This window comes from Solwaraspora sp. WMMD791 (assembly GCF_029581195.1).
Taxonomy (GTDB): Bacteria; Actinomycetota; Actinomycetes; order Mycobacteriales; family Micromonosporaceae; genus Micromonospora_E.
Map to the genome: position 1 here is coordinate 5933858 of NZ_CP120737.1, position 12343 is coordinate 5946200.

Below are 12343 nucleotides of genomic sequence, written 5' to 3' on the forward strand. Positions count from 1 at the left end.
AGGTGTTTCACTAAGGAAGATGTCTGCCACGCCGCCACCGCCCGGGACCGCCGTGAACCGGGCCACCGGAGCCGTCACCCGGCCGGGTGACTGGGCCGCCGGCGCGGTCACCCGCCCCGGTACGCCGTACCCCCCGATGGCCGGCGGCGCTGGTGCGCCCCAGCCACCACCGGCGGCCGGTCCGCCTGGCGACCCGCCACCGTCGGACAACCGGCGACTGTGGTGGTTCGGCGGCGCCGCCGCGGCCGTGCTCGCCGTCGGCCTGGCGGCCGTCCTGGCGCTGGTGCTCAGCGGCAACCCGGATCCGTTCCGGACCCCGCCGCCGCCGGAGGACGTCCGGCCGCCGCTGGCGCAGCTCTGCGCCGGGGCCACCCCCACCGCGAGCGAACCGCCGCCACCGGCCGACCCCGGGCCGGCGCTGCCGGATCCGACCGGGCCGCGCACCGTCGACCCGGACGCCGGCATCTCCTACACCAGCTACGGAGAGCCGTGGCAGCCGTGGCGGGCGGTGTGGAACGCCGGTTCGCTGCAGGTGCCGTACAAGGTGGGGCAGCACTTCGTCACCGAGGCGCAGTACAACGGGTTCAGCGACTACCACGCTTCGATCCTGTCCGCTGCCGTACCGGTGGCCGACAACGACGCGCTCACCGTCGACCTGGAGTGCATCGGCCGGCAGGTGGCCGCCGACGTCCGCGCCGAGTACTACCCGCAGCCCAACCGCGCGGACCTGATCCGCGACGAGCGGACCGCGATCGGCGGTCGACCCGCCTGGTTGACCGTGTTCCGGTTGCACTTCACCCAGCCAGGGCTGCAGGCCACCGATGAGCTCGTCGCCGTGGCCTGCATCGACGTGGGGCGGCCCACTGCGGCCGTGCTGTTCCTGTCGATCCCGGGCACCCACCGCCACCTCGACTGGATGGTCGAGGACCTGTACGCATCGGTGCGTGTCGAATAGCGCTCGTTGGGCTCAGGCGCGGCGCGGGCCGGCGGCGACAGGTTAGGGTCGGTCCGTGGCACCACGTGCAGTGCGGATCCCGGCGACCGCGTACCCGGTGGAACGGTTCACCCTCGCCAACGGTCTGCGGGTGGTCGTCGCGCCGGACCGCAGCGCCCCGGTGGTCGGCGTCGCGGTCGTCTACGACGTCGGGATCCGCTCCGAGCCGCCAGGCCGGACCGGATTCGCGCACCTGTTCGAGCACCTGATGTTCCAGGGGTCGGCGAACCTGGAGAAGCTGGCGCACTTCCGCCACGTACAGGGCTCCGGCGGCACCTTCAACGGCAGCACCCACCTGGACTACACCGACTACTACGAGGTCCTGCCGAGCAACGCGCTGGAACGGGCGCTGTTCCTGGAGGCCGACCGGATGCGCGGCCCCCAGCTGACCGAGGAGAACCTGCGCAACCAGGTCGACGTGGTCAAGGAGGAGATCCGGGTCAACGTCCTCAACCGACCGTACGGCGGGTTCCCGTGGCTGCTGCTGCCGCCGGTGATGTTCGACAGTTTCCCGAACGCGCACGACGGTTACGGATCCTTCGTCGACCTGGAGAGCGCCACCGTCGGGGAGGCCGCCGACTTCTTCACCCGCTACTACGCCAGCGGCAACGCGGTGCTCGCGGTCGCCGGGGACGTCTCCGTGGCCGAGGCGACCGCGCTGATCGAACGGCACTTCGGGGACGTGCCGGCCCGGCCCGCGCCGCCCCGGCCCAGCTTCGCCGAGCCCGACCTGACCGGCGAACGCCGGACGACGTACACCGACGCGTTGGCGCCGCTGCCGGCGGTCGCCGTCGCCTGGCGGGTGCCGGACCCGATCGACGACCTGACCAGCTACCTGCCGTACGTGGTGCTCGCCGAGGTGCTCACCGACGGTGACGCCGCGCGGCTGGTGGACCGGCTGGTCCGCGGCGACCGGTCGGTGACCAGCATCGGCGGCTACCTGTCCTTCGAGGGGGAGCCGTTCGACGTACGGGACCCGACGGTGCTGGTGCTCCAGGCGCACCTGCCGCCCGGCGGCGACGTCGGCCGGGTGCTCGCCGCGATCGACGAGGAGCTGGACCGGCTGACCACGGACGGCTTCGACCGGGGCGAGCTGGCCCGGGTCAAGGCCCGGATGGCGACCCATCTGCTGCGGGACACCGACGCGGTGCTCGGCCGCACGTTGCGGATCGCGGTGCTGGAACAGCAGCGCGGCGCCCCGGAGCTGATCAACGAGCTGCCCCGGTTGATCGGGGCGGTCACCGAGGAGCAGATCAGACAGGCTGCCGCCACGTTGCGCCCGCATCGGCGGGCCGTGATCGAGGTCGCCGCAGGAGGTGCCCAGTGACCGCCGACGCCGTGCCGGCCGGGCCGGGTTCGACCGGGACTGGCCAAGCCGATGCCGGTGCGGCCGGGCAGCCGCAGCCGCGGCGGCCGTTGCCGCCGCTGGGGCCGACCCGCACCCCGCCGGTGCCCACCGTGGCCGAGCGGACCCTGGACACCGGGTTGCGGGTGATCGCGATCCGTCGGCCGACGGTGCCGTTGGTCGAGGTCCGGCTCTGGGTGCCGTTCGCCCGGGCCCCGCTGGCCCGGGCCACCGTGCTGTCGCAGACGATCTTCTCCGGCACCGCCGAGCGCTCCGGTGTGCGGCTGGCCGCGGAACTGCAGGCGGTCGGTGGTGGACTGGCCGCCGGGCTCGACGCCGACCGGCTGTTGATCTCCGGTGCCGGGCTGGTCACCGGGCTGCGGCGGATGCTCGAACTGCTGGGCGAGGTGCTGACCGGTGCGACGTACCCGGCCGACGAGGTGGCGGTCGAACGGGACCGGCTCGCCGACCGGATTCAGGTCGCGTTGAGCCAGCCGGCGCATCTGGCCCGTACGGCGTTGACCCGTCGGCTGTACGGACGGCACCCGTACGCCGAGCCGACGCCCGGGGTGGCGCAGGTCCGGGCGGTCCGGGCGGCGGCGCTGCGGGCGCTGCACGCCGACCGGGTGCAGCCGGCCGGGGCGAACCTGGTGCTGGTCGGTGACGTGGCCCCGAAGCGGGCGTTGGACGTCGCCGAGCAGGCGCTCGCCGGCTGGGTCACCGTCGGGCGGCAGGTGACGTTGCCGCCGGCACCGGACCCCCGGCCGGCACCGCTGCTGCTGGTCGACCGGCCGGGGTCGGTGCAGTCGTCGATGCGTATCGCGTTGCCGGCGGTCGACCGCCGGCACCCGGACCACGCGGCGTTGCAGTTGGCCAACATGGTCTTCGGCGGCTACTTCTCGTCCCGCTGGGTGGAGAACATCCGGGAGGACAAGGGCTACACCTACAGCCCGTACTCGATGGTCGAGCATTCGATCGCCGGCTCGGTGCTGATGCTCTCCGCCGACGTGGCGACCGAGGTGACCGCCCCCGCGCTGCTGGAGACGTTGTACGAGCTGGGGCGGCTGGCGGCGCTGCCGCCCGGGGCCGAGGAGTTGGAGCAGGCCCGGCAGTACGCGGTCGGCACCCTGCAGCTGGGCATGTCGACCCAGGCCGGGCTCGCCGGCCTGGCCAGCACGTACGCCGGGTTCGGTCTGCCGCTGGAGTTCCTCGCCGAGCACACCGCCCGGCTGGCGTCGGTCACCCGCGACGAGGTCGCCGAGGCGGCGACCCGCTACCTGGCGCCGGCACGGTCGTCGGGTGTGGTGCTCGGTGACGTGGCACGCATCGCCGGGCCGGTGGCCGCGTTGACGCAGGTCGAGCTGTCCGGCACCACACCGTGACCGACGTACCGTCGGCCCGGCCCGACCAGGCCGGTCAGCCGGCGCCAGCGGGCGCCCTGGCGGATCAGCCGGCGCTGGCCCGTCGCGCGGTCGACCGGGCGGCGCGGCACCGGACCGACCCGCAGTGGTTGGCACAGGCGTGGCGGCGGGCCCGGGTGCTGGTGGTGGACTCGGCCGCCGGGGGCCGGGCGGTGGTCCGCGACGACGGAGCCGGCGTGGCGTTGGTCCTGCTCGACGCGGACCGCGCGCCGGCCGTGCCGGCCGAGGAGCGGATCTTCCTCGGTACGGACGGCGACGGCACGCCGTACTTCGCCGTCGACGCGCCCCTGGAGCCACCACCAGGGCCGCCGTTGTCGCCGGCCGGTGCCCGGCTGGCCACGGTACGGCAGGTCGGTCACCTGCTCGGAGGCCGCGACGCCGGGCTGTTCACGACGGCGGCGGCGCTGGCCGGCTGGCATGCCCGGCATCCGTACGCGTCGTCGACCGGCCTCGGCACGCGCTGTGCCGACGGCGGCTGGAACCGGGTGGACGACGCCGGCACCCGGCACTGGCCACGGACCGACCCGGCGGTGATCGTGCTGGTGACCGACGGGGTAGCCGGGCCGTCGGGCCGGTGCCTGCTGGCCAACCACCACGACCGACCCGGCGACGGGGCGGGGCGGCTCTACTCCTGCCTGGCCGGGTTCGTCGAGCCGGGCGAGTCGGCGGAGGCGGCTGCGGCCCGGGAGGTGGCCGAGGAGGTGGGCGTGACGCTGACCGGGTTGACGTACGTGGCGAGCCAGTCGTGGCCGTTCCCGGGCACCCTGATGCTCGGCTATCTCGGTCTGGTCGACCCCGGTCAGCCGGTCCGGGTGGATCCGGCGGAGATCCGGCGGGCCCGCTGGTTCACCCGGGCACAGGTCGCGGCGGTGCTGGCCGGGGAGCGGGTCGACGCCGGCGACGGATTCGAGGTTCAGTTGGCGGCACCCGCGTCGATCGCCGCCTTTCTGATCCGCCGCTGGGTGTCGGCCTGACCCGGGGTGTCGGCGTGTCCCCAGGTGCCGGCCTGACCTCGGCCCGTGGACGCCGTTGCCGCGACGCCCACGGGCCGAAGCCATGGACCGTCGTGGGCCGGCGTCGGCGGCGCGCTCTGCGGCGGGCCGCCGGCCGGCGTACGACGGTCGTCCGGACTGCGCCGTCGACGCGGCGCGGCCGGGGACTACGCCGTCAGCGCGGCGGGGCCGGTGTCGGATCGCCTGGCACCGGCACCACCTTGACCCGGTGCCGGCCGGATCGGACCGAGCCGACCGTGGACAGGGCGCGGGCCAGCCGCATCGCGGATTCGCGGTCGGTGGCGCGCAACGTCTGCCGGCGTTGCTCGGGAGTGGTCTGTTCGTCGCGGATACGTCGACCGTCGATGACGGCCGTGACGAGTTCGTGGTGGGCGACCGCGCGGATCTCCGTGCGGACGATCAGATATCGCATGGGCGACTCCGGGAACCGTGACCGATGGTCGGACAGTCGACGGGTCCCGCGACGATTCCGCATGCGAAGGTCTCTCGCGCGAAAGATCCTTGTCTGGAATTTCCATCGAGTGTCTCGGTACGGGGAGAACCCGGATTACCGACCGGTCAAACCTGACGATCGGCCTGACTCCGGTGCCCGTTCGGGGGATCGACGTCGGTGCACCAGCGCCGAGGGGAGGGGAACCGAGCCGGGTCGGGGTGGCGGTGGCCACCCGGCTCGACCGGCCCGTCAGCTCAGGTCGAACTCGCCGTCCTTGGCGCTGTCGATGAACTCACGCCAGGTGGTGCGGTCGAACGACAGCACCGGCCCGGACCGGTCCTTGCTGTCGCGCATCAGCACCGGCGTGCTGCGACCAGCCAGTTCCCCGACCTCCACACAGTTGGTGCTCTGGCTGCGGCTACTGGTGCGCCAGGTGGGCGAGGCGCCGCCGACGATCCGCACGACGGACTGATCTGCTGGGTTCATTCCTGCTCCTTGCTGGTGAAGCGGACCGGCGGACACACCGTCACTCCGGTGTTGCCTGCTCGGTCCGGCGCGTGGGACGCTCACGCGGTCCACGCTGGATCGGCGGCCCGGCCGGTCGGCCGGGGCCTGTCCCGCCGGTGGCCGGCGGGGACAGCGGGGCAGGGGTGGCGGGGGGAGGGCCGTCGTCGTCACCGACGGCACTGAGCTCGGTGGCACCGGCCGCGACGTGCCGGGCGATCTCCTCGGCGAGCCAGTCGATCGACTCCGCCGGGCTGCGGGCAGCCTCGCAGAGCCAGTCGAAGACCTGGCCGTAGCGTTCCAGGACGGGGGCGTCGTTGACGATGATGTCGGCGGCCAGGGTCTCGATCGCGACGGCGCTGGGATCCTCGGGGTCGGCGAAGTGGTAGATCGAGAAGGCGGTCTCCGACAGGTACCAGGAGGCGACGGTCGCGCCCGGCGGCAGGACCCGCAGCGTGACGTTGTCCAGCTGGGCCATGGCCCTCAGGTGCTGCAGCTGGGCGACCATGACGTCCGGCGGGCCGCAGCGCAGCCCCAGCGCGGACTCCTCCAGCACCGCGGTGTAGCGCGGCACCCCGTTGTCGCGCAGCAGCATGGACTGCCGCGACTGGCGGGCCGCCACCTCGGTGTCGGGGTCGTCGGCCTGGCGGCGGGCACCGGCCGGCTGTTTCTGGTTGGCGGCCTTGCTGCTGGCCGCCTGGCGCAGGATCGTCATCTGGTCGCCCGGCCCGACCAGGGGCCGGGCCGACATGATCCGCACCTTCGCGTACGCGGAGGTCTGCAGCAGCCCGGGGATGATGACCGCGCCGTACTCCTGGATCTCGGTGCACCCGGCCTCGAGCTCGGCGTACGCCCGCTGCCGGCTGGTCATCACCTTGTACGAGCTGAGAAAGGCCCGGGTGTTGCCGGCGTCCCGGGCGATCGCGACGAGCTCGTCGCGATCGGCTCCGGTGACGCCGTACAGGTCGAGCAGGTCCATCACGTCGCCGACGCCGGGTCGGCTGCGCCCGTTCTCCAGCCGGGAGAGTTTGGAGGCGGACGCCCAGTTGACCCGCTCGATCACCTGTTCGCCGGTGAGCCCGGCGCTTTCCCGCAGTCGCCGCAGCTCGCTGCCGAGACGGCGGCGACGCAGCGTCGGACTGGGTATGGGCTGCTCGGGCTGCACCGGAAACTCCCCCCGATCCGTTGGTATCCGCCTATGTCGCGGCGTTGTGCGTCGCGGCCCGAAACAGTATGGACCGGTTGCTGCCTTCGTGGGGTCCGCTGGGGGGCGTGTTAGCCAAAAGCGACGTGCGTCATGGCGGCGGACGGACCGTGAGTGCGACTCAGCTCGCCCCGAGGTCGGCGAGCCGTTGCTTGACCTGAACGATGCTCGGGTTCGTCAATGCCGAACCGTCGGGGAAACGGATCGTCGGAACGGTCTGGTTTCCACCGTTGACGCCCATCACGTACGTCGCGGCGGCGGTGTCCTGCTCGATGTCGATCACCTCGTACGGGATCTTCTCCCGGTCGAACTGCGACTTCAGCCGATGGCAGTAGCCGCACCAACTGGTCGAATACATGGTCAACATCAGGGAGGTCCTCCGGGATACGGCGACGGGGCATCGGCCCGGGCGGCACCCGGGCTGTCCGGTGCAACGTCCGGCGGGGCTGCGATGATTCCTACCCGTGGCGGCGAACCTCAACTCAGCCCCGACCCCCGATCCCGACCCGGACGCCGGGCCGACGGCCGGGCCGGCCTCCGCGCGCGTCGCCCGGGTCCTGGCCGGGCTGGACCCGGAGCAGCGTACGGCGGTCACCGCGCCGGCCGCCCCGGTCTGCATCCTGGCCGGTGCCGGCACCGGTAAGACCCGGGCCATCACCAGTCGGATCGCCTACCGGGTGCTCTCCGGTGAGATCGCCGCCCGGCACGTGCTGGCGGTCACCTTCACCGCCCGGGCCGCCGCCGAGATGCGGGCCCGCCTCGGCGCGCTCGACGTCGGCGGCGTACAGGCCCGCACGTTCCACGCCGCCGCGTTGCGTCAGGTCCGCTACTTCGCCCCCAGGCTGCTCGGCGGCCGGCAGATGCCGGAGCTGCTGGACAGCAAGGTGCGGCTGGTCACCCTCGCCGCCGGGCGGGTCGGGATGCGCACCGACCGGGCCGCGGCCCGGGACCTGGCCGGCGAGATCGAGTGGGCCAAGTCGTCGATGGTCGAGCCGGGGGAGTACGCCGTCGCGGCGGCCAAGGCGTTGCGTGAAACACCGCACGATCCGGCCCAGGTCGCCGAGGTGTACGCCGGCTACGAGAAACTCAAGCGCTCCTCCGGGGTGATCGACTTCGAGGACGTGCTGCGGGCGGCGATCTGGGGCATCGAGGAGCATCGGGACGTGGGCGAGCAGGTCCGCGCGCAGTACCGCCACTTCGTGGTCGACGAGTACCAGGACGTCAACCCGCTGCAACAGCGGCTGCTGCAGGCCTGGGTGGCCGGGCGTGACGACCTGACCGTGGTCGGTGACGCCAGCCAGACGATCTACTCGTTCACCGGTGCCACCTCGACGTACCTGATCGATTTCGCCCGTCACCACCGCGACGCGGTGGTGGTCCGGCTGGTCCGTGACTACCGGTCGACGCCGCAGGTGGTCGGCCTGGCGAACGCGGTGATCGCGCAGGCCCGGGGCACCGAGGCCCGGTTGCGGCTGGAGCTGGTCGGGCAACGGCCGCCCGGTCCGGAGCCGGACGTACGGATCTTCACCGACGAGCCGGCCGAGGCGACGGCGGTCGCGGCCCGTTGTGCCGAGCTCATCGCGGGCGGTACGCCGGCCGCCGAGATCGCCGTGCTGTTCCGGACCAATGCCCAGTCCGAGGCGTACGAAAAGGCGCTGGCCGAGGCCGCGGTGCCGTACGTGGTGCAGGGCGCGGAGCGGTTCTTCGAACGCGCCGAGGTACGCCAGGCGATGGTGGCGCTGCGCTCCGCCGTCCGGTCGACGCCGGGGGAGACGCCGCTGGTGGAGGCGGTCGTCGCGGCGTTGTCGGCGACGGGGTGGGCACCGGGTCAGCCGCCGCCCGGCGGCGCGGCCCGGGAGCGCTGGGAGGCGCTGGCGGCGCTGGTCCAGTTGGCCGAGGAGGTCGCCGCCGCGCCGGTCGTGGTGCCGGTGGGCGAGGCGGCGGTCAGCGAACGGCCCGTGTCGCTGGCCGATTTCTGCGCCGAACTGGCCCGCCGGGCGGCGGCACAGCACGTGCCGACGGTCGCCGGGGTGACGCTGGCCTCGCTGCATTCGGCCAAGGGCCTCGAATGGGACGCGGTGTTCCTGGTGGGGTTGGCCGACGGGACGCTGCCCACCACCTACGCCCGTACGGCGGAGCAGCTGGAGGAGGAGCGTCGGCTGCTCTACGTCGGGGTGACCCGGGCGCGGCAGTGGCTGTGGCTGTCGTACGGCCAGTCGCGGTCCCCGGGTGGGCGGGCCCGGCGGCCGTGCCGGTTCCTGCCGCAGCTGGACCGTTCCGGCGGCTCCGGTGGTTCCGGCGGTGGGGCGAGGCGCGACGGTACGGCGGGTGCCGGGGCTCAACGGCGGCGCGGCCAGCCGGTGTCCTGCCGGGTCTGCGGGGCGACCCTGTTGGCCGGGGTGGACCGCAAGCTCGGCCGGTGTCCGGGCTGCCCGTCGGATCTCGACGAGGAGCTGCTGGAGCGGCTGCGGACCTGGCGGTCGCGGGCGGCCGGGCAGCAGCGGGTGCCGGCGTACGTGGTGTTCACCGACGCGACGCTCGTGGCGATCGCCGAGCGCCGGCCCGGCACCGACGCCGAGCTGCTGGCGATCGCCGGGATCGGGCCGCGCAAGCTGGGCCTTTACGGCCCGTCGGTGACCGCGCTGGTGGGCGGCGCGAGCGTAGATGATCTTGAGCCGCAAAAAAGTTCGGAATCCGACCCGGAAAATGGTTTGCCCCCGGCCACGCAAGAGGCTTAGCCTCAGGTCACACCTCGCGAGCAGTGGTCGTTCTGGCTGCTCGACCGGGGTGGGAGGGTTATCCGTGACGAGTTTCAGGCAGGAGGTGGCGACGATGGAGATCACCATGATCCCGACGTCGACGCTGGCCGCTGCCTGCGCTCCGACGGTCGGCGGCTATCTGGCCGCTGTCGCGCCCACCGGAGGATCCGGGGCGCACCAGGCCCAGTCCCAGCAGTTCCACCAGCTCCCACTCGGAGTGACCGAGGCGTCCGCCGGCCTGGCCGCGCGGCGTCGGGTCGGTGCCGAGCGGGCCCAGGTGGCCCAGGCATGGCTGCGGCACCGTGGTGCGTCGGTAGTGACGGCGACCAATGGCATCAGCAGCTCCGAAGGCAGCGTCCGCACCACCATCCCGACGGCCAAGAAGCCGTTCATGGATGCTGCCCGCGGTGTTCCCCCTCGAGGAAGGCCGGTCTGACCCACCAGACCAACCGGCTCACCTCGAGGCCGCGGAACCCGTAACCGGGATCCGCGGCCTTAATTTTTGCGACCGCACAGGTACGAGCACGTCGGAAGCGATCTACGAGATCGAAGCGAAAGAAAGAGGTGACCGGGCGATGAGTCTGGCGTTGGCCACTCTCGACCGCAGCGTCTCCCAGCCGGGTTGCCGGCCGGCCGGAACCGGCCAGCCGGATGTGCTGGCAGGCCTGCCGTGCCGGAAGTTCGACCCTGACCTGTGGTTCTCCGACTCCCCGACCGAGCTGGAGCTGGCCAAGTCGCTCTGCGTGGACTGTCCACTGCGGGTGGAGTGCCTGGCCGGCGCGGTCGAGCGGGCCGAGCCGTGGGGCGTCTGGGGCGGCGAGATCTTCGAGCGGGGCGCGGTCGTGCCGCGCAAGCGGCCGCGTGGCCGCCCCCGCAAGGAGGACCTGGCCCGCGACGCCGCCCTGCAGGTCGAGGTCGAGGCCCGGATGGCTGCGAACGGAGTCCGCGACTCCCGTCGGGCCGTGAAGGTGGCGGCCTGACATGCACCCGACAACGAGGATCGCCGGCGCACCGCCGGCCCGAACCGACAGCCCGGCGCTACCGGGCTACAGCGCACCGACCGTAACTGGAGAAACCGTCATGCATCTGCTCTACGAAGCGCTCTCCCGGGCGCGAATGCGATCGCCTCAGGCCGGCACCACGCGTACTGAGGCAACCCGACCCGCCCGTACCGTCGCGATGCAGGCCCGGCAGCACTGGGCCCGCGCGCTCGGCGGGCGCTGACCGCGCCGGTGGCGCACCGGCACGGTGCGCCACCGGCACTCACGACACTTGTCGGCTACCGGGCCGCGCAGTGCCCGCACTGCGCGGCCCGCTTCTTTCCCCACTGTTTCAATCGACTGGCGCGAAGCCGGGCAGCCACTGCTGGACGACCTCGCGGTACGCCGCTCGGGCCTCCAGTTGGCTGAGCACCCCGATCGAGCCCAGCGTCACCCGGTGGATCAGCAGGTACGCCGGCGGCAGGTTCAAATGCCGGCTCAACTGGTACGCCGGCGACTTCGGGTTGGCCAGTCGGGCCGCCTCCTCCCGCAGCCACTGCCGGGTGAACTGGAACTCCTCGGCGGCCAGCGGCGCCAGCATCGGCAGCAGGAACTCGAGCACCGCGGGCGCGTCGATCGGATCGTCGGGCTTGATGAAACCCTCGTCTCGCAGCCCGGCCACCACCGCGTCGGCGTCGCCGTCGAGCGCCAGCCGGACCAGCCGCCCGATCGGCTCCGGATGCCCGCCGGGCAGCCGGGCGACCGCGCCGAAGTCGACCACCCCGAGTCGGCCGTCGGCCATCAGCCGGAAGTTGCCCGGATGCGGGTCGGCGTGCAGCAGCCCGGCCCGCGCTGGCGCGGAGAAGTGCAGCACCGCCATCAGCAGCCCGGCCCGGTCGCGTTCCTCGGTGCTGCCCGCTGAGATGATCTTCGACAGCGGCGTACCGTCGATCCACTCGGTGACCAGGACCCGGGGGGCCGCGGCGAGCACCGCCGGCACCCGGATCTGGTCGTCGTCGGCGTACGCCGCCGCGAACGCCCGTTGCGACTCGGCTTCCAGCTCGTAGTCCAGCTCCTCGGCGAGCCGGTCCCGCAGCTCGTTGAGCAGTGGTTTGATGTCCAGCCCCGGCTGGATCGCCCGGAACATGGTGCTGAGTCGGGACAGCTGTTTGAAGTCGGCGAGCAACGCGTCGCCGGCCCCCGGGTACTGCACCTTGACCGCGACCGGCCGGCCCTCGGGCGAGCCGTCGTGCCAGCGCGCCCGGTGCACCTGCCCGATGCTGGCGGCGGCGGCCGGGTGGTCGTCGAACTCGACGAACTTCTCCCGCCAGTCGGCACCGAGCTGCTCGGCGAGGACCTTGTGCACGCTGCCGGCCGGCAGCGGCGGGGCGGCCTCCTGGAGCTTGGTCAGCGCCTGCCGGTACGGCGCCGCCAGCTCCTCGGGCAGCGCCGCCTCGAACACCGACAACGCCTGGCCGGCCTTCATCGCACCGCCCTTGAGCTGCCCGAGCACGCTGAACAGCTGCTCGGCGGTGCGTTCCTGGATCTCGGTGGAGATCACGTCGGAGGCGAGCCCGGTGACCCGCTTGCCCAGCCCCAGGACGGTACGGCCGGCGAAGCCCAGCGGCAGCGCGGCGAGCTTGGCGGTCCTGGACACGGCCCAGCGCGGGATATCGGTCACCTGGCCATT

Annotated in this window: 12 protein-coding genes; 7 read left to right on the top strand and 5 right to left on the bottom strand. The window is 73.0% G+C overall.

Annotated elements, in window-relative coordinates:
- Positions 1-19 precede the first annotated feature (19 nt).
- The 4 genes from O7623_RS26720 to nudC all read left to right on the top strand — a co-directional run bounded on the left by O7623_RS26720 (position 20) and on the right by nudC (position 4734).
- Positions 20-955, top strand: a complete 936-nt coding sequence (locus O7623_RS26720) for a hypothetical protein (protein WP_282225708.1) — start codon at positions 20-22, stop codon at positions 953-955.
- A gap of 55 nt (positions 956-1010) precedes the next feature.
- Entirely contained in the window at positions 1011-2321 is a 1311-nt protein-coding gene (locus O7623_RS26725) for a pitrilysin family protein (RefSeq protein ID WP_282225709.1), read from the top strand.
- Positions 2322-2410: 89 nt separating this feature from the next.
- Positions 2411-3721: a pitrilysin family protein gene (locus O7623_RS26730; RefSeq protein WP_282229596.1), complete on the top strand. Its 1311-nt coding sequence runs from the start codon at positions 2411-2413 to the stop codon at positions 3719-3721.
- A gap of 56 nt (positions 3722-3777) precedes the next feature.
- Positions 3778-4734, top strand: coding sequence for an NAD(+) diphosphatase (gene nudC, locus O7623_RS26735; protein WP_282229597.1), 957 nt, complete (start codon positions 3778-3780; stop codon positions 4732-4734).
- A gap of 193 nt (positions 4735-4927) precedes the next feature.
- Here the strand turns inward: nudC and O7623_RS26740 are convergent, their stop codons facing one another.
- The 4 genes from O7623_RS26740 to O7623_RS26755 form a co-directional block, all read right to left on the bottom strand.
- Positions 4928-5185: a hypothetical protein gene (locus tag O7623_RS26740; protein WP_282225710.1), complete on the bottom strand. Its 258-nt coding sequence runs from the start codon at positions 5183-5185 to the stop codon at positions 4928-4930.
- 270 nt (positions 5186-5455) lie between these two features.
- A complete protein-coding gene (locus tag O7623_RS26745) occupies positions 5456-5692 on the bottom strand; it encodes a DUF397 domain-containing protein (protein ID WP_282225711.1) in 237 nt (78 codons plus the stop codon).
- A gap of 40 nt (positions 5693-5732) precedes the next feature.
- Positions 5733-6875: a helix-turn-helix transcriptional regulator gene (locus O7623_RS26750; protein WP_282225712.1), complete on the bottom strand. Its 1143-nt coding sequence runs from the start codon at positions 6873-6875 to the stop codon at positions 5733-5735.
- Positions 6876-7035: 160 nt separating this feature from the next.
- Positions 7036-7281, bottom strand: coding sequence for a mycoredoxin (locus O7623_RS26755; RefSeq protein WP_282225713.1), 246 nt, complete (start codon positions 7279-7281; stop codon positions 7036-7038).
- Positions 7282-7471: 190 nt separating this feature from the next.
- Between O7623_RS26755 and O7623_RS26760 the strand changes: the two genes are divergently transcribed.
- The 3 genes from O7623_RS26760 (at position 7472) to O7623_RS26770 (ending at position 10653) form a co-directional block, all read left to right on the top strand.
- On the top strand, positions 7472-9652 hold the full coding sequence (locus O7623_RS26760; RefSeq protein WP_282229598.1) for an ATP-dependent DNA helicase UvrD2: 2181 nt from the start codon (positions 7472-7474) through the stop codon (positions 9650-9652).
- A gap of 64 nt (positions 9653-9716) precedes the next feature.
- Positions 9717-10109, top strand: a complete 393-nt coding sequence (locus O7623_RS26765; protein ID WP_282225714.1) for a hypothetical protein — start codon at positions 9717-9719, stop codon at positions 10107-10109.
- 139 nt (positions 10110-10248) lie between these two features.
- Entirely contained in the window at positions 10249-10653 is a 405-nt protein-coding gene (locus O7623_RS26770; RefSeq protein WP_282225715.1) for a WhiB family transcriptional regulator, read from the top strand.
- 352 nt (positions 10654-11005) lie between these two features.
- Here the strand turns inward: O7623_RS26770 and O7623_RS26775 are convergent, their stop codons facing one another.
- Entirely contained in the window at positions 11006-12334 is a 1329-nt protein-coding gene (locus O7623_RS26775) for an AarF/ABC1/UbiB kinase family protein (RefSeq protein WP_282225716.1), read from the bottom strand.
- Positions 12335-12343 lie beyond the last annotated feature (9 nt).

What these genes read in the sequence shown, in the direction of transcription:
- O7623_RS26755 (WP_282225713.1), bottom strand. Translation starts at nt 7,281, where the DNA reads ATGTTGACCATGTATTCGACCAGTTGGTGCGGCTACTGCCATCGGCTG.
- O7623_RS26745 (WP_282225711.1), bottom strand. Translation starts at nt 5,692, where the DNA reads ATGAACCCAGCAGATCAGTCCGTCGTGCGGATCGTCGGCGGCGCCTCG.
- O7623_RS26740 (WP_282225710.1), bottom strand. Translation starts at nt 5,185, where the DNA reads ATGCGATATCTGATCGTCCGCACGGAGATCCGCGCGGTCGCCCACCAC.
- O7623_RS26720 (WP_282225708.1), top strand. Translation starts at nt 20, where the DNA reads ATGTCTGCCACGCCGCCACCGCCCGGGACCGCCGTGAACCGGGCCACC.
- O7623_RS26770 (WP_282225715.1), top strand. Translation starts at nt 10,249, where the DNA reads ATGAGTCTGGCGTTGGCCACTCTCGACCGCAGCGTCTCCCAGCCGGGT.